This window comes from Streptomyces sp. NPDC045899, from assembly GCF_056431485.1.
This window is the reverse complement of sequence record NZ_JBWKKP010000006.1, coordinates 294,391-316,975: the sequence shown is the minus strand read 5'-3', so window position 1 is coordinate 316,975 and position 22,585 is coordinate 294,391. Positions and strand designations below refer to the sequence as shown.

22 protein-coding genes and 1 pseudogene are annotated in these 22,585 nt (G+C 67.0%); 16 read left to right on the top strand and 7 right to left on the bottom strand.

All coding sequences use genetic code 11. The features are described 5' to 3' along the window. Positions 1-896 precede the first annotated feature (896 nt). The 3 genes from AC07FT_RS12200 (at position 897) to AC07FT_RS12190 (ending at position 3,107) form a co-directional block, all read left to right on the top strand. The gene (locus AC07FT_RS12200) at positions 897-1,802 is read left to right on the top strand and encodes an SRPBCC family protein (protein ID WP_479176119.1); all 906 of its coding nucleotides are present in this window, start codon (positions 897-899) and stop codon (positions 1,800-1,802) included. A gap of 150 nt (positions 1,803-1,952) precedes the next feature. After that, on the top strand, positions 1,953-2,768 hold the full coding sequence (locus AC07FT_RS12195) for a SigB/SigF/SigG family RNA polymerase sigma factor (RefSeq protein ID WP_479176117.1): 816 nt from the start codon (positions 1,953-1,955) through the stop codon (positions 2,766-2,768). A 183-nt stretch (positions 2,769-2,951) separates the two neighbouring features. Next, positions 2,952-3,107: a DUF6131 family protein gene (locus tag AC07FT_RS12190; protein WP_479176115.1), complete on the top strand. Its 156-nt coding sequence runs from the start codon at positions 2,952-2,954 to the stop codon at positions 3,105-3,107. Positions 3,108-3,405: 298 nt separating this feature from the next. Here AC07FT_RS12190 and AC07FT_RS12185 read toward each other — a convergent pair whose 3' ends face one another. Further along, positions 3,406-3,984 carry a TetR/AcrR family transcriptional regulator gene (locus AC07FT_RS12185; protein ID WP_479176113.1) on the bottom strand — a complete coding sequence of 193 codons (579 nt, stop codon included), beginning with the start codon at positions 3,982-3,984 and terminating at the stop codon, positions 3,406-3,408. Between the two features lie 70 nt (positions 3,985-4,054). Between AC07FT_RS12185 and AC07FT_RS12180 the strand changes: the two genes are divergently transcribed. Continuing rightward, on the top strand, positions 4,055-4,645 hold the full coding sequence (locus AC07FT_RS12180) for a dihydrofolate reductase family protein (RefSeq protein WP_479176111.1): 591 nt from the start codon (positions 4,055-4,057) through the stop codon (positions 4,643-4,645). On the opposite strand, the pseudogene AC07FT_RS12175 reads toward AC07FT_RS12180, so the two are convergent. Further along, positions 4,646-4,744: pseudogene (locus AC07FT_RS12175) on the bottom strand (non-homologous end joining protein Ku); the annotation flags it as partial. It lies immediately after the preceding gene. A gap of 127 nt (positions 4,745-4,871) precedes the next feature. Here AC07FT_RS12175 and AC07FT_RS12170 point away from each other — a divergent pair. Continuing rightward, positions 4,872-5,804: an alpha/beta hydrolase gene (locus AC07FT_RS12170; RefSeq protein WP_479176109.1), complete on the top strand. Its 933-nt coding sequence runs from the start codon at positions 4,872-4,874 to the stop codon at positions 5,802-5,804. Positions 5,805-5,820: 16 nt separating this feature from the next. Then, positions 5,821-6,594 carry a helix-turn-helix transcriptional regulator gene (locus AC07FT_RS12165; RefSeq protein ID WP_479176107.1) on the top strand — a complete coding sequence of 258 codons (774 nt, stop codon included), beginning with the start codon at positions 5,821-5,823 and terminating at the stop codon, positions 6,592-6,594. Between the two features lie 683 nt (positions 6,595-7,277). On the opposite strand, the gene AC07FT_RS12160 is transcribed toward AC07FT_RS12165, so the two are convergent. The 3 genes from AC07FT_RS12160 to AC07FT_RS12150 all read right to left on the bottom strand — a co-directional run bounded on the left by AC07FT_RS12160 (position 7,278) and on the right by AC07FT_RS12150 (position 8,377). Next, a complete protein-coding gene (locus AC07FT_RS12160) occupies positions 7,278-7,457 on the bottom strand; it encodes a hypothetical protein (RefSeq protein ID WP_479176105.1) in 180 nt (59 codons plus the stop codon). Between the two features lie 219 nt (positions 7,458-7,676). Continuing rightward, positions 7,677-7,886 carry a hypothetical protein gene (locus tag AC07FT_RS12155; protein WP_479176103.1) on the bottom strand — a complete coding sequence of 70 codons (210 nt, stop codon included), beginning with the start codon at positions 7,884-7,886 and terminating at the stop codon, positions 7,677-7,679. Between the two features lie 305 nt (positions 7,887-8,191). Further along, positions 8,192-8,377: a DUF1737 domain-containing protein gene (locus tag AC07FT_RS12150; protein WP_043440283.1), complete on the bottom strand. Its 186-nt coding sequence runs from the start codon at positions 8,375-8,377 to the stop codon at positions 8,192-8,194. Between the two features lie 769 nt (positions 8,378-9,146). On the opposite strand from AC07FT_RS12150, the gene AC07FT_RS12145 reads away from it, so the two are divergent. Then, positions 9,147-9,305 carry a hypothetical protein gene (locus AC07FT_RS12145; RefSeq protein ID WP_479176101.1) on the top strand — a complete coding sequence of 53 codons (159 nt, stop codon included), beginning with the start codon at positions 9,147-9,149 and terminating at the stop codon, positions 9,303-9,305. A gap of 153 nt (positions 9,306-9,458) precedes the next feature. On the opposite strand, the gene AC07FT_RS12140 is transcribed toward AC07FT_RS12145, so the two are convergent. Further along, positions 9,459-10,025 carry a TetR/AcrR family transcriptional regulator gene (locus AC07FT_RS12140; RefSeq protein ID WP_479176099.1) on the bottom strand — a complete coding sequence of 189 codons (567 nt, stop codon included), beginning with the start codon at positions 10,023-10,025 and terminating at the stop codon, positions 9,459-9,461. A 146-nt stretch (positions 10,026-10,171) separates the two neighbouring features. Between AC07FT_RS12140 and AC07FT_RS12135 the strand changes: the two genes are divergently transcribed. From AC07FT_RS12135 to AC07FT_RS12115, 5 genes are all read left to right on the top strand, one after another. Further along, complete coding sequence (locus AC07FT_RS12135) at positions 10,172-11,641, top strand: MFS transporter (protein WP_479176097.1); 1,470 nt, start codon at positions 10,172-10,174, stop codon at positions 11,639-11,641. A gap of 223 nt (positions 11,642-11,864) precedes the next feature. After that, positions 11,865-12,713 (top strand): oxidoreductase, encoded by an 849-nt coding sequence (locus tag AC07FT_RS12130; protein ID WP_479176095.1) that lies wholly within the window; start codon positions 11,865-11,867, stop codon positions 12,711-12,713. A gap of 694 nt (positions 12,714-13,407) precedes the next feature. Next, on the top strand, positions 13,408-13,971 hold the full coding sequence (locus AC07FT_RS12125) for a GNAT family N-acetyltransferase (RefSeq protein WP_479176093.1): 564 nt from the start codon (positions 13,408-13,410) through the stop codon (positions 13,969-13,971). Positions 13,972-14,346: 375 nt separating this feature from the next. Next, positions 14,347-15,144, top strand: coding sequence for a SigB/SigF/SigG family RNA polymerase sigma factor (locus tag AC07FT_RS12120; protein ID WP_479176091.1), 798 nt, complete (start codon positions 14,347-14,349; stop codon positions 15,142-15,144). 634 nt (positions 15,145-15,778) lie between these two features. Continuing rightward, positions 15,779-16,315, top strand: coding sequence for a hypothetical protein (locus AC07FT_RS12115; RefSeq protein WP_479176089.1), 537 nt, complete (start codon positions 15,779-15,781; stop codon positions 16,313-16,315). 463 nt (positions 16,316-16,778) lie between these two features. Here the strand turns inward: AC07FT_RS12115 and AC07FT_RS12110 are convergent, their stop codons facing one another. Continuing rightward, positions 16,779-17,003, bottom strand: coding sequence for an Atu4866 domain-containing protein (locus AC07FT_RS12110; protein WP_479176226.1), 225 nt, complete (start codon positions 17,001-17,003; stop codon positions 16,779-16,781). 227 nt (positions 17,004-17,230) lie between these two features. Between AC07FT_RS12110 and AC07FT_RS12105 the strand changes: the two genes are divergently transcribed. The 4 genes from AC07FT_RS12105 (at position 17,231) to AC07FT_RS12090 (ending at position 22,546) form a co-directional block, all read left to right on the top strand. Further along, a complete protein-coding gene (locus AC07FT_RS12105; RefSeq protein ID WP_479176087.1) occupies positions 17,231-17,692 on the top strand; it encodes a methyltransferase domain-containing protein in 462 nt (153 codons plus the stop codon). 7 nt (positions 17,693-17,699) lie between these two features. Continuing rightward, positions 17,700-17,870 (top strand): hypothetical protein, encoded by a 171-nt coding sequence (locus AC07FT_RS12100; protein ID WP_471206359.1) that lies wholly within the window; start codon positions 17,700-17,702, stop codon positions 17,868-17,870. Between the two features lie 963 nt (positions 17,871-18,833). Further along, complete coding sequence (locus AC07FT_RS12095) at positions 18,834-20,228, top strand: isopeptide-forming domain-containing fimbrial protein (protein WP_479176084.1); 1,395 nt, start codon at positions 18,834-18,836, stop codon at positions 20,226-20,228. Positions 20,229-20,800: 572 nt separating this feature from the next. Continuing rightward, positions 20,801-22,546 carry a glycine/sarcosine N-methyltransferase gene (locus AC07FT_RS12090; protein ID WP_479176224.1) on the top strand — a complete coding sequence of 582 codons (1,746 nt, stop codon included), beginning with the start codon at positions 20,801-20,803 and terminating at the stop codon, positions 22,544-22,546. The last annotated feature ends 39 nt before the right edge of the window (positions 22,547-22,585 follow it).

Below are 22,585 nucleotides of genomic sequence, written 5' to 3'. Positions count from 1 at the left end.
GCGAGTCTCGTTGTTGATCTGGCCGCAGAGTGAGCGCTTGGGGGCCAGGGTGGAAAATTGACTGCTCCGGCTGTGGCGCACGGACGCCGGCCACTCGCACTGGCCGCTGACACAGCTCAGCCGATATCGCAGCTTCTGTGTGCCGCGGTGTCGGAGCCACAGGTCTCTCCGCCCCGAACTCCATTCAGGACGGGCACTGCTGACCATCAAGCAGGCGATTGGCAGGCCGGCAGAGCAGCGTCGTGCGACCGACGCCTTGCGCTAGCGGCCGGAGCGGGGCAGCCCGCACCGGGAGGGTGTGGCGTGGCTAGCCGAGGCCTAGCCGCGTTTCCCAAACACCCACTATGCGCCATACTTGCATCTATACGACTATTTGCGACATCGTCGTTGTGGCGGGAGGAGGAGCGAGCATGAAAGGCACCCAGGCCGCCCTGGCTGTTACCGGTGGCTACCTCGTCGGCCGCAGGCTCAAGGTGCGGTCGGCCCTCACTCTTGCGGGACTGATGGCCGGGAGACGCCTGTTGTCCGGCCAGGGGGCGGCCAGCGGGGGCCGATCGGAGCCCTCCGAGCTCAGCCGACTCGGCCAGGAACTCCGCAGCGAGTTGGTGACCGTAGGGCGCTCCGCAGCCATGGCCACGATAAGCAACCAGATGAATTCCCTCAGCGATGCACTGGGGGAACGAGCATCGGCTTTGCATACTGGCCCGAACGGTCAGGAATCAGAAGAGACCTCATCACAGCGGGACGAAGCGCGGGCGGATGAAGCCGATTCGAGGCAGGGGCGCCAGAGCAAGAAGACGTCCGGAGCCGATACGTCCAAAACGTCAGCTGACCGTCCGGCCGGGCGAGAAAAGCAGTCTCGGTCCGGGGCAGGACGAACCCGAGGGTGATGGGGCATGGCCAAGAAGCCGGACGGCAAGGACAGAGGCGGGCTCGTTGAACAGTTGCCCACCGACCGCCTGAAGCAGGAAGCGCAGGGCCTTGTCACCGCCCTGGGCGAGAAGGCCCTGTCATCAGTGAAGGACTTGGGCGAGTCCGGCGGCTCCGGAGGCGGGCTCGGCGACGTAGTGAAACCCCTGATGAAGACCGGATTGGGCAAGGCCAAGGACAAGGTCATGGACAAGGCCAAAGAGGCCATACCAGGCCTCGGCGGCGGCGGGGGCAAGGACAAGAAGCTGAAGGTCACCAACATCGTCGAGCAGATCGACGTCGGGGCGCCGGTGTCCCTCACCTACGACCTGTGGACCCAGTTCGAAGACTTCCCCACCTTCATGAAGAAGGTCGAGGACGTCTCACAGGAGTCCGACACAGAAATGGAGTGGAAGGCCCAGGTCTTCTGGTCTCACCGCAAGTGGAGCTCCGAGATTCTGGAACAGGTGCCGGAGAAGAGGATCATCTGGGAGTCACGGGCCGAGAAGGGCCATGTGAACGGGGCCGTCACCTTCCATGAGATAGCTCCGGAACTCACCCGGATCGTGCTGGTCCTCCAGTACTACCCTCAGGGCTTCTTCGAACGCACCGGCAATATCTGGCGGGCCCAAGGTCGTCGCGCTCGACTTGAACTCAAGCACTTCCGGCGCCACCTCATGGCCGAAGTGCTGCTTGAACCTGACGAGATCGAGGGCTGGCGAGGCACTGTCCACGAGGGCGAAGTCGTCGAAGAAGAAGAGCCCGAGGAAGACGAAGAAGCCGGAGAAGACGACGAAGCCAGGGACGAGGAGGAAGCCGAGACAGAGGAGCCTGAGGACGCCGAAGATGAGGCCGAAGAGAAGAAGCAACCACGGCGACGCTCACGTCGTTGACGGAAAGCTTCCTGCTCAACAGGCTGCGTGCTTCGAAAGAACGGAGGCACGCCGCGGGGCCCGTCGGCTCACGAGGGCGGACTCCTGTGGCGCCCAATTCGTCCGGATCCTGCGGTGTCCACGCCCACAGCTGTCAGGAGGTGCGAACAGATGACTTCCGTCCGGGAACGTACGCGGCATTCGCACGACGATGCCCCCGACATCTCCGCGGAATTCGCCCGCATCGCCGTCCTGCCCGACGGCCCGGAGAAGGATGCCCTGCGGCACGAGGTGATCCGGGCATTGATGCCCATGGCCGAGCGCCTGGCTAACCGGTACCGCAACCGCGGCGAGGCCGAGGAGGACCTGCGCCAGATCGCGATGGTCGGCCTGGTCAAACCCGTCAACCGCGACAGCCCCGACCACGGCACCGCCTTCGCCGGCTGCGCCGTGCCCACCACCGCCGGGGAGATCAAGCGGCACTTCCGCGACCACATGTGGGGCGTGCACGTCCCCCGCCGGATCCAGGAACTACGCAACCGCGTCCGCACCGCGATCCAGGAACTCAGCCGCTCCGCGGATGACCGCTCCCCCAGCGTCAGCGACCTGGCCCGTCACACGGGGATGAGCGAAGAGGACGTGCTGCTGGCCATGGAAGCCATCGACAGCTACAAGCTGGACGTGGAAATGCCCGGCGCGGATGACGGACCCTCCCTGGCCGACACCCTCGGCGCGAGGGAACCTGCCTATGAGCGAATCATCCTGCGTGAGTCCGTCAAGCCCCGGCTCCAGGCCCTGCCTGAGCGTGAGCGCGAGATCCTGTACCCGCGGTTCTTCTGCGAGAAGACCCAGAGCGAGATCGGCGAACAGCTGGGCATCTCCCAGCTGCACGTCTCACGCCTCATCAATCGCACCTGCAAGCACCTGGCCGAACAGACCGAAGTTGCCCAGGCGCCACAACTTCCGCCAGTTGCCAGCTGCGCGTGAATGGCTGGCCCCCGGCTGCAGCCCTGGGAGGTGGCCCACGACGTCAGGTTACGCAGCATCCTCAAGGACTACAACGGTATCGCTTACGAGGTCGGAGCACCTGGGCGGAGTGGCGAAGCTGCTGACTCCCGTGGGAGCTGTCACAGTGAAGGGTGAAAGTCTTTCGAGGGATCGGAGGATTCCATGGTTGTCCTTGGGGTCATTCTTCTCGTCATTGGTTTTCTGACGGGCATCTCCATTTTGTGGACGATTGGGATCGTCCTTCTTGTCATCGGAGCCATTCTGTGGGTCCTGGGGGCTCTCGGGCACGCGGTCGGTGGACGCCGGCACTACTGGTAGCAGGCGTAGAAGCCGTCGACGTGTCCGGCCTCCGGACGGATCGTTCCGGAGGCCACGATGCACGCGATGAGCGTCTCGCGCCTTATCAGCCGCGCCTGCCGGCGGCCGGGAGCACGTCGAACCTGAGGCGGCGTGAAGCCGGACCCGGCGACCCTCATTGTGGCCCCGTCATGATGGCCGCTTCGGACGCACGCGACGCAGAACCGCCCTCAGGGCGTGACGTCTGGACGCGAACGGGTTTCGGAGTACGCGTGGATCCCTGCTGGGGGCGGAATGCACTCTTCTGGGCCCCAGCCGGCTACTGCGCCGCCACGATGCGCTCGACCGCTTCCGTCACCAGTTGTTCACGCTCTGCCTCTGTGAAGACGTCCGGCAAGGTGAGCTGCTCGACGATGAGCCAGTTCAGGGTCAGCATGAGCAGCTTGACGGCCATGGCGTCACCGGGGAGGCCGGATGCCTCGTGGTAGTCGATATTTGCGTCGACGTCGGCCCGGACCCGCTCGGTGAGGACTTTGCGCAGTTCGGGGCGGCGAGTGGCCTCCAGCCGCAGTTCAAGCAGTGCGAGGTAGCCAGTACGGAAGGAGGCGACACGGCCGACGAGTTCACGCATCAGCGCCGCGTAGGTTTCCCGGTCGCGGCCGGCGGCCTGCTGGCGGGCGATCGTGGCCTCGTCGGGCTGGAGTCGCTCATAGACACGGGCGCCGGCTTGGGTGAGGAGATCGTCGCGGCTCGTGAAGTAGTTGGACACAGTGCCGACGGGCACGCCGGCCTCGGTGTCCACAGCCCGAAAGGTCAGGCCCCGCGCCCCTTCCCGGGCAAGCACCTCGATCGCGGCGTCGACGAGCGCGCCTCGTCGCTGGTCGTTTCGTCTCACCATTGACACCACTCCATCTGCAGTACTACGTTCACACCACTTCGATCAGAGTACTTCATATGGAGTGTGTGAGTTGCGAAAGCTCGTGTACTACGTCGGCGTCACGCTCGACGGCCGCATCGCCGGCCCCAGCGGCGAGTTCGACTTCTTCCCCCAGGGCGACGCACAGCAGGCCGCCGCCTACTCCTCCTGGATGAACACGCTGTACCCCGAGACCGTCCCGACCGCCTACCGCAACGCCGTCGGTATCACTGACGCACCCAATCGACGCTTCGATACCGTCGTCATGGGCCACGGCACCTATCGGCCCGCCCTCGAGCAGGGGACCAGCAGTCCGTACGCGCACCTGCGCCAGTACGTGGTATCCAGCACCCTCGAGACCGATGTCGATCCGGCTGTCACCGTTGTTCCGGGTGACCCGCTCACCCTCGTTCGCGACCTTAAGCGCGAAAGCGCAGATCTGGACATCTGGCTCTGCGGCGGCGGGAGGCTCGCAGGGGCCCTACTGCCTGAGATTGACGAACTGCTCTTCAAGAGCTACCCGGTGGTCGCCGGCGCCGGGGTGCCGGCCGTCGACGGTGCGTTCGACCCCACCGTCTTCGACGTCGCCCAGCGCACGGCCTTCCCCAACGGAATCACCCTCACCCGCCTCACCCGCCGCTAAGCCATGAATGATCACCTTGGTGATCGCGACCTTGCCGCTGCGCTCCAGGGCCTCGCGCAGCAAGGTGTAGGGCTTAGCCGCAAACGGCCCCGTCTCCCCGGTTGCCGGACCGGTGCCCGGGGCGATCGAGGTGGCGGTCGGCGGGACGCCGACGGCAAGTGGTCCGGAACGGTTACCACCAAAGGGTGACAGGGGGTTGTCGCGGGCAGCTGCAACGGTGGACGGCATGACGTTCACAGACGAGGACTGCCTTCCCGAGACCCTGGCGTTCAACGAGCAATTCGAGCATGCTGCCGCGAGCGGTCCCTCTCGCGCACAGATACCCAGCGCAGCCGCGCTGGCAGCCCTGCGGCGCAACCGGCTCGGTGGCGACACGCCACCGGAAAGAGGGCCGCACGGTCAAGATCGCGTCGTTGAGGGCGGCGTGAAGGTGCGGGCCTTTGTGCCCGAGCAGGTCGATGGCGTGTACCTGCACATCCACGGCGGTGGCTGGGCCTTCGGTTCCGCGGACGGTCAGGATGAAAGGCTCTGGCGCCTCGCCCAGCGGGCACGGTTGGCGGTAGTGAGCGTGGATTACCGCCTCGCGCCGGAACACCCGTTCCCCGCCGGGCCCGACGACTGTGAATCAGCGGCCCTTTGGCTGGTGAGACGCGCCGCGTCCGAATTCGGCACCGACCGGCTGCTGATCGGCGGTGAATCGGCCGGTGCCCACCTCAGCGTCCTGACACTGCTGCGCCTTCGCGACCTGCACGGCGTCACCGGCGTGTTCCGGGCAGCCCACCTGCTCTTCGGCCCCTACGACCTGTCGATGACACCAAGCCAGCGGCTGTTCGGATCCCGACGCCTGCTGAGCAACAGCAATACGATTCGCGGCAGCTATGAGCTGTTCACGCCAGGGATGGGAGAAGAGCAGCGCCGTAGCCCGGAGATCTCGCCCCTGTTCGCCGACCTGACAGGACTTCCGCCCGCCCGCATCGTCGTCGGCACCGAGGACCCGCTTCTGGACGACTCGCTCTTCCTGGCCGCACGTTGGCAGGCGGCAGGTGCGCCGGTGCGGCTCGGCGTCGTCGCCGGCGCGATGCACGGCTTCACCCTGTTCCCCCTGACCATCACCGAGCGCGAACTACAGCGGGAGCGGGACTTCCTGGCCACCGCGTGACGGTAGCCTCGGCACCATGAATCGCACTGCCCGACTGTACGCGCTGGTGGAAGTGCTGCGCGCGGCAGCGCCGCGACCGCTGACGGTCGCGGCGCTGGCCACGCGGTTCGAGGTCAGCACACGCACGGTACAACGCGACCTTCAGGCCTTGATGGAGAGCTGTGTCCCGGTGCGCTCCATACCAGGGCGAGGCGGTGGCTGGTCCATCGACCCGAAGATGACCCTGCCCCCGATACACTTCACCGCCGATGAGGCGTCGGCGCTGACCGCCGTACTCGCCGCCGCCGATACCTCCACCCCCTACGTCGGCGCGGTCCGCACCGCGGCCCAAAAGATCGTGGCCTCGATGGCAGGCCCCGTCTCGGCGGCGGCCCACGAACTCGCCGCGCGGATCGTCACCTTGCCAACGCACGGCGACCCCGCGATCCGTACCGCGGTGGAGCAGGCCCTCGCCAACAACTGGGCGCTGCGGCTTTCCTACACCGACGCGACGGGTCACGAAAGCAACCGGGTCGTGGAACCGGCCGGGCTGCTCACCACCGACGGCCGCTGGTACCTCATCGCCTGGTGCCGTACACGCCGGGCCGGCCGGGGCTTTCGGCTGGACCGGATCATGGCAGCGGTCCCGACCGGTGAACAGGCGCAGCCCCATGATCTGGCCGAACTACTCCTCGGATCGGCCGCCGCTGGCGCAGTGCCACCCATCGCACTGGCCTTGCTCACGCCTCCACATGAGAATGCGAGGCACCAAGCTGGCGAACCTTTCGGTCACGGAGGCCGGACGAGATGACTTCTCGGGTTCAACGGCGCCCGGGGTCCCGGCCGTCGACGGTGCCTTCGACCCCACCGTCTTCGACGTCACCCAGCGCACAGCCTTCCCCCGATGGCATCGCCCTCACACGCCGCCAAGCCATGAGAGATCACCTCGCCGGCCAGATGCCGCGAACAGCAGGTCGCGCCTGCGGGCGTGGCCACGGGCGGGCGGCTCTGCGTCGCGCAAGGGCAGGAGCTGGGTGGCGTCGCTGCAGTTCGTCGTGCTCACCCCCCGTCATCGGCCGAATGCCGTACAGCTTTCTTCACCGCGGTCTCCAGCTCGTAGCGGCTGGCTGATGCAAGCGGTCCGGCCGTGCTCGGTGACGGCGGCCTGGCTGGTGGCGGCGGCATCGAACCAGAGCTTCATCTGGGCGGTGCGCTCGTCGCCGTCTAGGCCACGGAGCTTGTCGTGTTCGGTGTCGGCTGTCGAGGAAGTTCTATGAGTCTGTCCGGAGTGTGGCCGACTGGACAGCGGCCATGATGCGCTGGGCGCGCTCACGGCAGACCTGGCGGAGGTCGATGCGCTGAAGCGGCTGTCCGGACGCGGAGAGCACGGTCGAGCTGGCCCACCGCTGCCCCACGGTCAGGTCGCCTCCGTTTGAGCAGCGGTGACCTGAGCGCGAGCTTTCGTCCCGGTTCTGCCCGGCGGGCTGGGCAGCGTCAGAACACGGTCCGTTTCCTGGCCATCGTCTCCGCCGGATTCTTCTGTCGGTCTTCGCGGCCGTCTCCTTGCCTGCCGCCTTTCGGCGGCATTTCGTGCACCTCTCCCCCGCCCGTCGTCTCGCCGCGGGCTTCCGTCGCGGCGCGCACGCTGTCCTTGAGCGCGACCATCAGGTCCACGAACCCAACCCTGAGGTTGGGCCGGCGCTTGATCGGGCCTCGGTCATTGAAGTCGCCAGTCACGGTGCTGGCGTGACTGGCTTGACACCACAGTTGAGCTTGAGGTCTGCGGATCAACCATCAGCAAACGCACAGCCCATCGCCTCGATGCCGAGCGGCGCCGCCGGGCCGACGGCCAGGCGCGTCGGGGGGCCTGGCCGTGCGAGAGCGTCTGCTCCTTTAGCACTCGAAGCGAATGCTCAGGACACCGAAACCAGCGGGCGTGCGGGAGCGGGCTTGCGGCGTGGCGCCGACGTTGCCCCAGGGCACCGTGATGGTGCTTGTGTCCCCCGTCTTGTAGAAGCCCGCGTTCACCCCGTAGGCGCGCCCGTTGCGGTATCCCAGCGCCTGCGCTTCCGCTCCGCGGGTGCTGCCGAACGCGTCAGCCACTGCAGAATCCAGAGGCGAGTGGTGTGGTCTTCGCCCAGCCATCTGGCCCAGCGTCATCCGACGAAGCCAGCACTGGATTGTCGGATGCACGTGCGGGCACGCTTCGCTGGCCCGCGTGGCCTGCGAAAGCAGGTAGAGACCCGTTCCATCGTCAGGCCCCGGACGGACCACCGCCGGGGTACCCCGTGTTCATCAGCGGGCCGGGGCCAGCTGGGGCACCCAGCGATTCGCTTCACCATCCCATCTCGTCGTACGACTCTTCTTACGCCACGCCCCGGTCGTGACCACCGCTCCTCTCGAGGTTTCTACGACCGTGCCGGCCAGATCAGCGCCTGAGCGACGATGACGTTCTCACCGTTGAAGGTGACTGCGGGGCCTTCGTGCAGTTCGTAACCAAGGCCAATCGCCTCGCTCACCCGGTGGCAGAACGTGGCGTCGTCCGGGCCGGTCAAGACTCGATAGACGGGCAACCCGTCCGGAGGTGTGCTCATAGGCGAAGGATCTCAGACCAGCTCCGGCTCGCTCTTGCCGCAGTAGACGAACTCCTCCCAGACCCACAACACCTATGGGTGGCACGAGGTACGTGCCCGGCCGCAGTCGGGGTCGTAACGGCGAGACCCTTGTAGGCACATAGGGGAGCCGAGGCAAACGGGGCACTGAGCATAGGGGTCAGCGACGAGTCGTCCGCAGCTGCAGTCTCCGCATTCGCACTCGCAGTGCGGTGGTCGCTGCGCCACCGCTGAGCCGGGTGTGGTTCGCCGTGGTGAAGGCGGACAGTTCCGAGCTACCGTCACGCTCCTCGCGGGTGTCGAGCTCGGGGCGTCGGCCGGGCAGGAGCTAGGACTCGTCGGGCCGATCAAGTTCGTAGCCAGAGCATGAGGGTTGCCGCTGTCGCGGTGCGACGGATCCACAGCAGGCTCTCGCCCCCCGATGTCGAGCGTCCCCACAGAGGCCACCGAAGAAGCGGACCATCTCCATAGAGCTGGATACGAAAGCCCTCCACGATGGTCCACAAGTCGCCGACTGCCGGGCATGAACCAGCACTCGGGGGCACGATGGGTGCAGTCGCGACCTCTCCGTCGAGAGGTCGCGCGCCGAGCTGCGTGAGCGTTCTTCGTTGTGCCCTCTGCTGCCGTCGGTGATGCCTGGGCATCCGGAGGTCCCGCAGATGGCGAGGTGTGACGGATACGAGCGGCCTGCCACGTATGCCTTCGTGGCCTCCTTCGCGGAGTGCCGCACGCACCCGTTCGGCTGGTCGCAGTGGAGGATCGTATCGGCGCCAACGGCATGCCGCGGCAGGAGATCGGGTGGGCGCTGACCTACCGCGGGTCCCGGGGGTCGGGTCTGCCGCTCTCGGTCCGGGCGCATATGGAGATCACCTTGGCGCTGGGCCACCAAGCTCGGACCGACAACGGCTGATGCTGGGGTGCCTTCCGCAGTAGTCGGCGGCGGGACTGCCTCACCGGGCAGGCGAGCAGGAGGCGGACATCCGCCGCTTCGGCGAGCCAGCCAGTGACTGGATACCTGAATGGGTGGGCAGGCGCCGCACGGAGCCCGCGGACCGGGTCGGGGTCACAGCAGTCGGTCTACCAGACCGTCGACGTAGTCCGGGGTGAGCGGGCCCATGCCGAGCAAGACGCGGATGTACATCGGGGCCAAGATGTGGTCCAGCACGCCGAAGGCGTCGGGTGCGTGCTCACCGCGTTCTCGGGCGCGGTCGAGCATGGACTGCAGTTGCCGGGTGCGTTCGGCGAGGAGGTCGTCACGCGCCTGCAGGCCCTCGTGACTGGTGCTCGACAGGGCGATGGCCAGGCGCACCACCGCCAGACCATCGGGTCCGGTGATCTCGCGGGCCACGTTGGCCGCGTAGGCACGCAGGTCGCCGGCCAGACTCCCGGTGTCAGGCATCGGCGACCGCGCGTTGAGGCGGGTGAGCGCCACGTCGGACAGCAGGGCTTCCAGGCTGCCCCACCGGCGGTAGATGCTGCTGTCGGCTACGCCCGCGCGGGCTGCGACCTCGCCGACGGTGAAGTTGCCGTAGCCGCGCTCGCTGATCAGGTCGGTGACGGCCTGGTGCACCTCCGCGCCGACGCGGGCGCTGCGCCCGCCGGGTCGCCGGGCTCGCTGTCGCTCGTTCATACCCCCACCTTAACGCAGCCGTGACTTGCGTTTGTGGCGGGCCCCTCCCTACAGTCCTCCTAACGCAGTCAATGACTGCTTTAGGGCGCTCAGAGGCTGACCGCGTCGGGCGTGAAGAGGCACAACTACCGATTGAGAGGAACCCCATGGCGGCAGCGCTTGCGGCCGGAGGCAGTCGACCAAGCCGGGCCGTGCTGCTCACGGTGACCTGCCTGGGCCAATTCATGGTCCTGCTCGACAACACGATTGTTGGAGCGGCGCTGCCCGATATGCAGCACCGGATGCACACTCAGCTGACCGGTCTTCAATGGATCGTCGACGCGTACGTACTGCTGGTCGCCATGCTGCTGCTGTCAGGCGGTGTCTTCGCCGACCGGTTCGGCCGCAAGCGGGTGTACCTGACCGGCGTGGTGGTGTTCACCGCCGCATCGGTGCTGTGCAGCCTCGCGCCCTCGGTCGGCTGGTTGATCGCCGGCCGGGTGCTGCAGGGCATCGGAGCCGCGGCGCTGAGCCCCGCCTCGCTGGCCCTCCTCGCCGCCGCCTGTCCCGTTCCGCAAGAACGAATCAAGGCGATCGGGCTGTGGGCCGGCTTCAGCGGAATCGGCCTCGCCGCCGGACCCGTGGTCGGCGGCGTGCTGACAGATGCCTACGGCTGGCCGGCCATCTTCCTGGTCAACCTGCCCATCGGCGTGATCCTGCTGCTGGTTGGCCTGCGCCACCTTCGCGAGTCCCGCAATCCGAGCGCCCCCGCGATCGACATCCCAGGGACGGCTCTGTCCGTTCTGGCAGTGGGGGCACTGACCTACGGGCTGATCGAGGGTGGCGCCCGCGGCTGGACCTCACCGGTCATACTGGGAACCTTCGCCGCTGCGGCGATCCTCCTCGGCGGCTTCGTCGCCGTCGAAGCGCGTCGCTCCGCACCGATGCTGCCGCTGCGGCTGTTCCGGCAGCGGCTGTTCACCGTGTCCAACACCGCCATGATCGTGGTGGGGTTCGCGCTCATGGGCTCGTCGTTCTTCTTCTCCCAGTTCTTCGTGTACGTCCAGGGCAGCTCGATCCTGCGCGCCGGGCTGCAGACCCTGCCGACCTCCCTCGCCATGGTGATCGTCAGCCCGTACGCGAGCAGGCTCGCCGCCCGGCACGGCTTCCGGATCGTGGTCACCACCGGCCTGGTCCTGGCCGGCCTGGGGCTGCTGGCGCTCGGCATGGTGCACGCCGACACTGGCTACGGGAACGTGTGGTGGCGGCTGGGAGCGGTCGGCATCGGCTTCGCTCTGACCATGTCCCCGCTGACTGGAGCAGCCATCCAAGCAGTCAGCCCGCAGGAAGGGGGCCTCGCCTCGGGCATCAGCAGCACCACCCGGCAGATCGGCGCGGTGCTCGGCGTGGCGGTACTCGGAGCCATCGTCCGCACCTGTCAATCCGGCGGCGCCTCTTTCGAGAGCGGCCTCAACAGCGCCTTCGTCGCTGCCGGCACCGTCACTTTGGCCACCGCCGTGTTCACGGGCCTGTGGCTGACGAAATCCAATCCCGTGGAAGGCCAGGCGGTGCCGCACCGTTCCACCGATCCATATGCCGTCACCGCCTCGAACGAGTTGTCCGCGAACAGCCATTGACGGCCACACCGACCTTGGCCGGAAGACGTCCCCCGGATGATCCTCACCCGAAACCGGCGTGGATGACGTCATCGGCATCCTGGGCCACTCATCTCCGCAAGCTCACCGGCCACTACGACCTCACGGACGAGCCTGCCGAGAAGCTCGCGCACTTGCGCTCTACGGGCTTACGCACTCCACCGTCTGACACTTCCGACTCCATCCGACTCCAACGGAGAGACACATGTCCCGCACATTTCTCATCACCGGCGTGAGCAGCGGCCTCGGCCGCGCCTTCGCCATCGCCGCCCTCGAGGCCGGCCATACCGTCATCGGCACCGTTCGGAACCCGGACCAGATCGCCGCCTTCGAGCAGTTCGCTCCGGGTCGCGCTCACGCACGTGTGCTGGACGTCACCGACACCGAAGCCATCGCGCCGACCGTCGCAGCGGTCGAGGACAAGGTGGGCCCCATCGACGTACTCGTCAACAACGCCGGCTACGGCGTCGAGGGCACCTTCGAGGAAACCCCGCCCGACACCTTTCGCCACCAGTTCGACGTCAACGTCTTCGGCGTCATCGCGGTCACTCAAGCCGTTCTGCCCCGCATGCGCGAGCGCCGTGCCGGGCACATCCTGTTCGTGACCTCCATGGGCGGTCTGCGCGCGTTCCCTGGTCTGGCCGCTTATCACGGCTCCAAGTTCGCCGTCGAGGGCATTGCGGCCACGCTCGCCCTGGAGGTCGCATCGTTCGGCATTCACGTCACGGCGATCGAGCCCGGCTCCTTCCGCACCGACTGGGCCGGCCGCTCCATGCACCGCGTAGAAAGCTCCATCACCGACTATGGTTCGGTCTTCGCCCCGATCCGCGAGCGCCGCCTCGATACGCGCGGTCAGCAGCTGGGCGATCCCGTCCAAGCAGGCCGCGCCCTGCTCGCCGTCGTGGAGGCCGAAAAACCGCCGACCCACCTCATCCTCGGCAGCGATGCCCTCCGCCTCGTCGGCGACGCCCGCTCGGCCTTCGATGCGGAGACAGCCGCCTGGTACGAGCTGTCGAAGTCCACCGACTACCCCGACGGGCAACAGATCGCGTGAGAGCCACTGAGCGACTCTGACGCACGGGCAGATGATCGAGTGCTCGACAGCGGCCAGTGCCTCGATTGGGCCGCAGGAACAGCAGGCGCCCGTTCGCCCTGATGGATGGCCCGGTCTGCCCGGGCGCGGCCGCCCTGGGCTGGGAGAACGGGGCGCTTCCCGAGAAGCCTTCGGCCTGGTCGGCCCTGACTCCCAAGCTGCGTCATAGGCGTGACGGTGCGCAACAGCCTACGGCCGTGTGCAGAAGCGGCGGGGAGTGCGTACTTCCGGGCTCGTGGGCGTGGCGGCTGGAGCTGGTCGGCGCTCCAGCCCTGAGGCGGACCGCCGGAGGCGACGACCTCCTGGCGGCCGCGTGGGCCGAAGCGCTGTGCACCTTGCTCATATCCGTCGTCCTCGCCCCTTGGGTCGCAAGGCGGGGTCGCGCACGGGGATCCAGGACCGGTAGCTGCCAGGGCTGTGCCGGTCCTGTTTGAGCCAGCCCCGGCGGTGGAAAGGGAAATCGACCCGGCGATGGACTGGGCGACCACCTCCCGAGCCAGCTCCGCACACGACCAGCGCGACTGCGGCGCGCCGGTCTCGGCTGGTAACTGACGGAACAGCGCCTCGACCTCGTGCAGTACGGTGAACAGGGCCGGTCCCCGAGTGGCCGAGGAAACCGTTGGGCCGGCCGCCTTGGGTCAGGCATGATCGACTCGTGGACACCTACTTGGAGACCGAGCGCCTGGTCTTGCGCCGCTTCACTGCCGATGACGCGGATTTGCTGATCGAGTTGGACAGTGACCCGGCGGTCATGCGCTACCTGAGCGGCGGCATTCCGACCGCGCCGGAGCTCGTCCGCGAGCGTGACCTACCGAACATCCTCGCCGGCTACGAGAGGTGGGGCGGCGACCTCGGGCTCTTCGCCGCGCACGAGATGGACGGCGGCGCGTTCATCGGCTGGTTCCACCTGCGTCCCGAGCCGGAGGGCCCGCTGGACGAAGCCGAACTCGGCTACCGGCTGCGGCAGGCAGCTTGGGGCAAAGGTTATGCCACCGAGGGCTCGCGGGCCTTGCTGGGCAAGGGGTTCACGGAGCTCGGTGTGCGCATGGTCTGGGCTGCGACGATGTCCGTGAACCACGGTTCGCGCAACATCCTGAAGAAGCTCGACATGACGCTCGCGGACACTATCCCTACCCCCTCCGACCTGGAGATGGTCGAGGGCTCCGAGCATGGCGGCGTACGGTACGAGATCACCAAGGAGCGGTGGGAGCAGCAGTAGCGACGGCGCGAACGGCCGCTGCGCAATCCACGCCACCGGCGCAGTAGGACCATCCGGTGGCCGCTCGCTGGGGCCCGGGAGGCCGCGTCCGGCGAGGCACGCCGAGAATGTCGACTTTCCCGCGACCCATCCACGACGCCCCGATGGCATGCGATGGGGAGGTCAGCGCCGCCACGACGCCCCTTCCTAGCGCTTGGCCCGAGAAGACGCCGTTTACCCAAAGCGTGCTCGGGCAGGCGAGTTGATGTGCTTCGGAACGGAGGCACGCCATAGGGACCTTCCGGCTCCCTGGGCGGGCCTCCGCTGGCCGCACCCTATTCGCCTGGTTTGCCCCTGTGGTGCCAACGACCACTGCGCCCTAGGGAGACCTGGCACATGACATCCGTACAAGCACGGTCGCGGCATCCGCACGACGACGCCCCCGACACCTCCACCCAGTTCGCCAAACTCGCCGCCATGCCGGACGGCCCGGACAAGGAAGCCCTGCAGCAGGACGTGGTCCGCGCGTGGATGCCCATGGCCGAACGCCTGGCCCGTCAATTCCGCAACCGCGGTGAGACCGCCGATGATCTGCAGCAAGTCGCGATGGTCGGCCTGGTCAAAGCGGTCCAGCGCTACGACCCGTCACACGGCACGGCCTTCGCGGGCTACGCCGTGCCCACCATCGTGGGGGAGATCAAACGGCACTTCCGGGACCACATGTGGGGCCTGCACGTCCCCCGCCGGATCCAGGAACTGCGCAACCGCGTCCGCACCGCGATCCAGGAACTCACCCGCTCCGCGGATGACCGCTCCCCCAGTGTGAGCCACCTGGCCACCCACACCGGAATGAGCGAAGAAGACGTCCTGCTCGGTATGGAGGCCATCGACAGCTACAAACCCCTCTCCCTCGACGTCGAAATGCCCGGCGCCGACGACGGCTACTCACTGGCCGACACCCTCGGTTCGACCGAGCCCGCCTACGAGCAAGTCCTCCAGCGCGAATCCGTCAAGGCCGGCCTGCGAGCACTTCCCGAGCGCGAGCGGGAGATCCTGTACCTGCGCTTCTTCTGCGAACAGACCCAGAGCCAGATCGGCGACCACCTCGGCATCTCCCAGATGCACGTCTCCCGCCTCATCAGCCGCACCTGCCAGCAGCTGGGCGAACGAGCCGGAGTTGCCCCGGCGGCATAGCTCCGAGCCGCCTGCCCGATCGAAACAACCACGACTTCCGGTAGCACCCGGGGAATGTGCCTGGTGACGCCGAGGCCCAGACTCGGCGCACTGCGGGTGGTCAGCGACTCGAGGTCGCGGAGCGCGAGCCCCGCGGCCGAGCGAGGCTGAGATGCCGCCTCACGCGGCCTACGACCAACGGACGCAGTAACCGAGTTCCCGTGCTTCACGGAAAGCGTGGACCAGCTCACTCAGCTCGACGACCGGGACAATCACTGGTCGAGGCGCCTCCCGGGGTCGCGTCGGCCAGGTCCTCGGCACTGGGCCTCGGCCAGGCGGCGGGCGGCATCGGCACCGTGGCGCTCGGCCCCCTGTGCGATGGGCTCCTGGCGCTCAGCTTCCGCCCGGTACAGCGGCCCAGTGGCCTGTCCCCTCGTCCTGGACTTCCTCACCACCGCACACAAGCCGTAGGAACCACGCAGCCGGCCCCCGGACACCCTGCTGTCCACCGGGCACCAGCGACACCCCCGGCCCCGACTCCCGTAAACGCGACGCCACAGAGGGGACCCCCGGCCGGCCACCTCACCGCCCACGACACGGGAGGTATGGGCAGAGACGGCACACCAGTTCGCAGAACACGTGATTCAATGACCAGATGGTGGAGAACGGCACATTCCTGGGACCGTTGGAACTGACTGGCGGCCATTGGGGAGTCGGGGACGCCACACGACCGGATACCCGCTGGGTGGAGTTCAGCCCGGACGGGCTCCACCAGCGCGAGCCGGACTCCGAGGGACGCTTGATCCCGTGGTCCAGGATCATGACCGGCATCTGGTTCACCTGGGGCAAGGGCTCCTGGAACACCAACAGCAGAGGCATGTACACGCCGACGGGGACGGTCACCGGGCGCGACGGCGGCTGGATGCACATGACACTGCGCCACCCGTACGAGAACCACCAGCTGCGCTTCGACCAGCACACCCGCCAGTACCGCGCGGTGGACGCCCTCCGGCTGGAGTATCTGTTGCGGCAGCTCATCGACGAGGGAAAGCTGCATCTCCTCGGCGACCCGGAATGGGTGGGCCATGCCGTGGCGTACCTCGCCGAGGGGAAATCCAGCTGGATTACGCGCCGTGCGCTGCGGCGGGTGGCGGCGGAAGCCCTGGCAGCGGTCGGCCCGGGCAGCCCCTGACGGCCCTCTGTCGCCATCGGCACATGTGAACAGGTCGGCATGGCCTTGCTTCACACGGGCTTCGCGGACCCTGACCTGTAGATCACAGATCGCGTACGCGACCGCCTCTGAGCCGGCGATTGTCCACGGACCTGCCTCAAACCCCCACAGACACCCCACGCGGCCCGACGTCGCAGCTCGCGCGCTTTCGGTCCAACGCCGTTCGCGGCACACCCCCGCCACACCGACCGGAGTCTCTACAGAGGGTTCCCTTTAGACCGTCTCCTACATGCTGTATCGGTCGCCGTACGGGGTCGCCGACCGCACCAGTGATCAGCGCGCTGTGCCGTCGAGTCGTTGCCGTGTCATGGAAGGGACGTGGAAGTGGTCCCTGATTCTCGGTGATGCGGACCGCTGACCCGGGGCTTCTCGGTCCGCTGTTCGTGGATCCGCCCCGGTGTCCAGCGCGACCACGGCGCCTGTGTTACGACAGCTTCTCCTCCCGGTAGAGCACGAGGTGCTCGTGATAGAGCACTCCGTCCCGGATGTCGCCAGTGGCGGTGAACCCGGTGTCATCGACGTAGTCCAGGTGACTGCCGGTCACCGTGTAGCGGCCGGTGTACACGCTGAGCCGCCCACCGCGGGCTTCGTCGTAGCGGCCGTCCGGCAACAGCTCCTGACGAATGTGACCATCCAGGGTGACCCACATACCGATCACATCAACACTGTCGTCTCCACTGGTCCCGATCACAGCCAGCTCCTTCCCTCGGTTGGCACGGGCTCCGTCCCGCTCCCCACGAGTCTGGGCACATCAACCGCTGTCATCCAGGAGGGCCGCTGCCCGGGTGGGTCACACCCGGGCAGCACACCGAGCCACCGCCCAGCCCTGATCACACGGACGAGATTCACCTCAAAGACTCCCTGCGCGGACGCCAGATGTGCTCGATCCGCCGCCCCGACTTCACGTCGAATCGAAGGCATCCACTACGAGGCCGAACCGCCACAGCCGACCCTCCCGTCAGCGTGCTGTCCCGCGCCTGGTGCGGGCTGTGGGCGCCGAATACAACTCCCCCCTTCCGGCGCGTCACAGCGCACAACCGCGCTGCAGGACATCCGCCCCCGGAGCCGGGGGCGTTCGATCTGGTGCACGCCCGGCTCGTGCTGGCCCATGTCCCAGACCGGGCCCGGGCGTTGGCCACGATGGCGGCAGCGCTACGGCCTGGCAGCCGGCTGCTGGTCGAGGACGCCGATACCGCCCTGCAGCCACTGGCCTGCCTGGACGACAGCGGCCCTTGCACAGTGGCGCGCCAACCGGCTGCGCGACGCTGTCCGGGAACTGCCGACGCGCCGCGGCACGGACCTGCGCTACGGCCGGACACCGCCGCGGGCATTGCGTGAGACAGGCTTGGACGATGCCGCCGCGGCGGGCTCGTTCCCAGTCGACGGACTGCCCTGCAACCGGTTGGAAGCGGCGACCACCCGGCATATGCGCGACGAACTGCTCGCAGCCGACATGGCCGACGACGCCGAGACCGACGCGCATCTGGCCGCCATCCATACGGGCACACTCGTCTGACCCCGCTCTGCGCGGCCAACCCCAGCCTGGCCACCACGGCAGCGCCTCCCCCGCCCTGGTGACCCGCGATCTGGTGATCTACCCGGAAACCGTCACTCTGGCCCGCGCACTCGCCGCCCTCCCGGACCGGCCACACGCGACACCGGCAAGGCCCTCAGCCTTATCGCCCACCGACTCGAACTGCCCCGTCTGGCCAGCAACGCGAACGATCCCCTCCGGGTCTTCCTCACACACACGCCCCAGACCAGCCACACCACACTCCGAAGCCCGGAATGAGCGCGGCCGCCTCCAGACGCACCACTACATCCACTGGAAACCCAAGATCCTTCCCACACGAATACGGGACCGCAGGCCAAGCACCCGCACAACCAAACCGAACACACCAACAGGCCACGCCGGTTACTCCAGAACATGACCGCTCCCCCGGCTCAAAATCCCAACGAAAAGAGCGGGACACCAGACCAGAACACCCAGCCCCCTGAAGATCACTGGCCCGTCACAGACACGACACCCTCCCCAAACACGACATCGGCCTTCACCACCACAACGGGTCAAGAGGGCTGCCGTCACGTTCAGCACCCGATTACTGCGCCGTTCCCTGCCCGGCCGTGCCACTGTGCCGAGAGCGTCAACTTCGCTGGCAACTGATTCACCCTGAACAAGGATGAAGGCAGAGGTACGACGGGGGCTTTCGGTCATGACGGGGCAGGCGGGAGGGGGCCGGGAGGCACGTGGGGCGGGAGGGTGTGCTTCGCATCACGCATGACAGCGCAGCCGGAGTGATTCCGGGGCGGGTTCCTTCGAACCTTGCCACGCGAAATTGGCTAGATCCCTTTACATGTCACTTTCCGTCTTCACATAAGGGCGGTGAGCTACCGGGTGTTTCGGTTCCGCCACGGCGCGCAGAGGTACGGCCCCAGCTGGCGGTGCATTCCAGCAGTCGACTCGAGGGGAAGAACCACCATGGCTACGCCTCCTGCTCCATTCCGGGTTGCCCTGGTCAACGGCAGCTTCGAACAGCCCCCTGTGACCGGTGTGGAGATCCTGCCGGACACCTCACAGACGCAGGCCCCCAAGAGGGTTCCGGGCTGGATCACCACCGCCTCCGATCACAAGATCGAGCTGTGGCGTTCGGACACCAACGGCGTGACATCAGCCGATGGTGCCCAGTTCGCCGAACTCAACGCCTATCAGGTCTCCACGCTCTACCAGGACCTGCCGACCACCCCTGGTACGAAGCTGTACTGGCGGCTGTATCACCGCGGCCGCCAGGGCGACGACACCATGGCGCTGGACATCGGCGCACCGGGCTCCACAGTGCAGCAAAGGCGCTTCACCGACGGCAACACCGCCTGGGGTTACCACACCGGCACCTACACCGTCCCGGCAGGCCAGACGCTGACACGCTTCGCCTTCCGTTCCATCTCCGCCGCCGGCAACAACCAGAGTGTTGGCAACTTCCTGGACGGCGTCTTCTTCGGCACCGCTCCCTACGTGGTGCTCGACAAGACCGCGATCCCAGCGGGGCCGTTGGAGGTGGGTGACGTCGTCACCTACCGCGTCACCGCCAAGAATGAGGGCGGCGGCGCGGCGGAAGACCTCACCCTCACCGACCTCATCCCCCAGGGCACGACGTATTTGCCCGGCTCCCTGCGCATCGTCGACGGCCCGAACGCCGGAGCCAAGACCGACACCCAAGGTGACGACCAGGCTTACTACGACCCCGGGGCGAACAAGGTCGTCTTCCATCTCGGCAACGGCGCCTCCGCCGCGCACGGGGGCAGCCTGCTCAACACTGAAAGCGTGCCGGCGGGGACCACGGTGGAGTACCGGGTCACCATCGACAGGGCCAGCGGCGGCAAGCAGATCAGCAACACCGCCACCGCCTCCTACGAGAACCGGCTCGGCGACACGCCGGAGCCCTTGGCCTCCACCTCCAACGAGCAGGTCACACAGGTCAAACCGGCTGCCGACCTGACCGTGGCAAAAGCAGCCGACACGACCACCGTCACCGTCGGCCAGACGGTGACCTACCGCATCACCGTCCACAACGCCGGACCGAACGACGCCACTGGCGTCACCGCCACCGACCAACTCCCTGACGGCCTCACCTTCCTGTCCGCCGACGGCCCCGGTAGCTACGACCCGGCCACCGGCCAGTGGGCCGTGGGGGACCTGGCCGACGGCGCCACCGCCACCCTCGTGCTGCGGGCCAAGGCCACCAAAGCCGGCCTGATCAGCAACACCGCCATCGCCACCAGCAACGAAAAGGACCCCGCCACCGCCAACAACACCGACACCGTCAGCGTCTGCGTCGAACCGGCCCCCTCCTGCTGCGACCCCTGCGCCACCCAGTAGTAGTCCCCCGGCCAACCGCCGCGAGGGCTACCCACCCTGCGGAGGGACAGGGCCCCGGGGGTGGGCCCCGGACTGAACTGCTCGTCCTGAGCGTGAAGATGGCCGCACCCACCGTCTGGGAGATGTCGCAGGAGGCCGACATCGATCCAGCACCCGAGCGCTCCTCCAGTACCTGGGCGGACTTCCTGCGCTCTCAGGCCGATGCCTTGCTGGCCTGCGGCTTCTTCGAAACGGTCACCCTGTCCGGGGCCCGGATGTACGTGCTTGCCGTCAGCGGGCAACGCCCGCCCACTGCGCGTCAGCCATGTCGATCGACGACCCTGAGCAGATCAACCGTCTCGACATAAGACGACGCGATCGACTCGGCGGATCCTCCACGAGTCGCAACATGTCGCATGACTTGCACGGATGAGGTTTCGCAAGGACAAGTAGGCATCATCCGGCGTGTTCACGATCCGACACGGAAGCCGAAAACGCCAAGATAGTCGCTTTTCTGACAGGAGCTATTTAAATCGTGATGAGTCACTCTATTTCCCGTCGGGTAGGTTGGTTTCCTGGCTTTTTGCGTAGGGATTGCTCTTCCGGCTGCATGCATCTCGCGATGCCGGGAATACGCCCCGGCGGGCACGGGTGCCGTTGTCTTCCGTCTCAGCACCGGAGGTTTCGTTATTTCTGCACATCCTGTACAGAAATTCGGACACAATCCAGTCGACGTCCGGGACACCGATCACTACACAGAGGAGTACGTACCCAGTTTTGTCGAAAAGTGGGACTCGCTCATCGATTGGGATAGGCGGACGGAGAGCGAGGGAACGTTTTTCATTGACCTCCTGCGGGAGCGTGGCGTCAAAAAGGTGCTCGACGTGGCCACTGGGACCGGTTTTCATTCGGTCCGGCTGCTGGAGGCTGGATTCGAGACCGTGAGCGCCGATGGCAGCGCCGAGATGCTTGCCCAGGCATTCGACAACGGGCTCAAGCACGGTGAGCACATCCTCCGCGTCGTACAGGCGGACTGGCGCTGGCTCAATCGTGACGCCCACGGCGAGTACGACGCCATCGTCTGCCTCGGGAACTCCTTCACCCATCTGTTCTCGGAGCGCGACCGGCGCAAGGCACTCGCGGAGTTCTACGCGATGCTCAAGCACGACGGGATCCTCGTTCTCGACCAGCGCAACTACGACGCGATCCTTGATCGCGGCTACACCAGCAAGCACGTGTACTACTACTGCGGGAAGGATGTCGCGGTCGAGCCGGAGTATGTTGACGAGGGGTTGGTGCGCATGCGCTACAGCTTCCCCGACAAATCCGTTTACCACCTGAACATGTTCCCGCTGCGCAAGGACTACACGCGCAGGCTCATGCAGGAGGTCGGCTTCCAGCGGATCGAGACATACGGCGACTTCCAGCACACCAACCGGGAAGAGCGGCCCGACTTCTTCATTCATGTCGCGGAGAAGGAATACCGGATCACAGCCGAGCCGCCCTTGGAATATTCCGAGGCCGTGGGTACCGCGCGCGACTACTACAACTCGGCGGACGCTGACGCCTTCTACTCCCAGGTCTGGGGAGGAGAAGACATTCATATCGGCATCTACGACCGGCCTGACGAGCCGATAGCCGAGGCCAGCAGACGCACCGTGGAGCGCATGGCGCGACAGCTCGATCTGACGGCTTCCTCCGTCGTACTCGATCTCGGGGCGGGCTTCGGCGGCTCCGCACGGTACCTCGCCGAGACCTACGGCTGCCGAGTCATCGCTCTCAACCTCAGCGAGGTGGAGAACGCCCGTCACCGCGTGCTGAACGCCGAGCGCGGGCTCAGCGAGGCCATCGAGGTGGTGGACGGCTCCTTCGAGAACATCCCACTCCCGGACCAGAGCGTCGACGTGGTCTGGTCCCAGGACGCCCTGTTGCACAGCGGCAGCCGCGACCGCCCCCTGGAGGAAGCCGCCCGTGTGCTGCACCCAGGCGGCCACTTGATCTTCACCGACCCCATGGCGGTGGACGGCTGCCCGGCCGAGACACTGCGCCCCATCCTGGACCGCATCCACCTGGAGGATATGGGCTCGCCCGACTTCTACCGCCATGAGCTGGCGCGACTCGGATTCACCGAGGTCGGCGGCGGCTTCGAGGAACTCCGGGAGCAACTGATCACCCACTACGCCCGGGTGCTGGACGAGACGCAGCGGCAGGAGGCTGACGGCCTGGCCGACAAGGTGAGCGCCGACTATCTCGCGCGCATGAAGAAGGGTCTCACCAACTGGGTCGAGGGCGGCAGGAACAACCATGTGACGTGGGGCATCTTCCACTTCACGCGATAGCCGACGGCCGGGTGACGGGCTCGGCCCGCCGCCCGGCCG

Bases quoted from the DNA above. Each gene is read 5' to 3' on its own strand.
- AC07FT_RS12115 (WP_479176089.1), top strand. From the start codon at position 15,779: ATGGTGGAGAACGGCACATTCCTGGGACCGTTGGAACTGACTGGCGGC.
- AC07FT_RS12185 (WP_479176113.1), bottom strand. From the start codon at position 3,984: ATGGTGAGACGAAACGACCAGCGACGAGGCGCGCTCGTCGACGCCGCG.
- AC07FT_RS12135 (WP_479176097.1), top strand. From the start codon at position 10,172: ATGGCGGCAGCGCTTGCGGCCGGAGGCAGTCGACCAAGCCGGGCCGTG.
- AC07FT_RS12150 (WP_043440283.1), bottom strand. From the start codon at position 8,377: ATGAGCACACCTCCGGACGGGTTGCCCGTCTATCGAGTCTTGACCGGC.
- AC07FT_RS12140 (WP_479176099.1), bottom strand. From the start codon at position 10,025: ATGAACGAGCGACAGCGAGCCCGGCGACCCGGCGGGCGCAGCGCCCGC.
- AC07FT_RS12200 (WP_479176119.1), top strand. From the start codon at position 897: ATGGCCAAGAAGCCGGACGGCAAGGACAGAGGCGGGCTCGTTGAACAG.
- AC07FT_RS12110 (WP_479176226.1), bottom strand. From the start codon at position 17,003: ATGTGGGTCACCCTGGATGGTCACATTCGTCAGGAGCTGTTGCCGGAC.
- AC07FT_RS12105 (WP_479176087.1), top strand. From the start codon at position 17,231: ATGTGCTCGATCCGCCGCCCCGACTTCACGTCGAATCGAAGGCATCCA.
- AC07FT_RS12190 (WP_479176115.1), top strand. From the start codon at position 2,952: ATGGTTGTCCTTGGGGTCATTCTTCTCGTCATTGGTTTTCTGACGGGC.
- AC07FT_RS12095 (WP_479176084.1), top strand. From the start codon at position 18,834: ATGGCTACGCCTCCTGCTCCATTCCGGGTTGCCCTGGTCAACGGCAGC.
- AC07FT_RS12130 (WP_479176095.1), top strand. From the start codon at position 11,865: ATGTCCCGCACATTTCTCATCACCGGCGTGAGCAGCGGCCTCGGCCGC.
- AC07FT_RS12170 (WP_479176109.1), top strand. From the start codon at position 4,872: ATGACGTTCACAGACGAGGACTGCCTTCCCGAGACCCTGGCGTTCAAC.
- AC07FT_RS12120 (WP_479176091.1), top strand. From the start codon at position 14,347: ATGACATCCGTACAAGCACGGTCGCGGCATCCGCACGACGACGCCCCC.
- AC07FT_RS12165 (WP_479176107.1), top strand. From the start codon at position 5,821: ATGAATCGCACTGCCCGACTGTACGCGCTGGTGGAAGTGCTGCGCGCG.
- AC07FT_RS12195 (WP_479176117.1), top strand. From the start codon at position 1,953: ATGACTTCCGTCCGGGAACGTACGCGGCATTCGCACGACGATGCCCCC.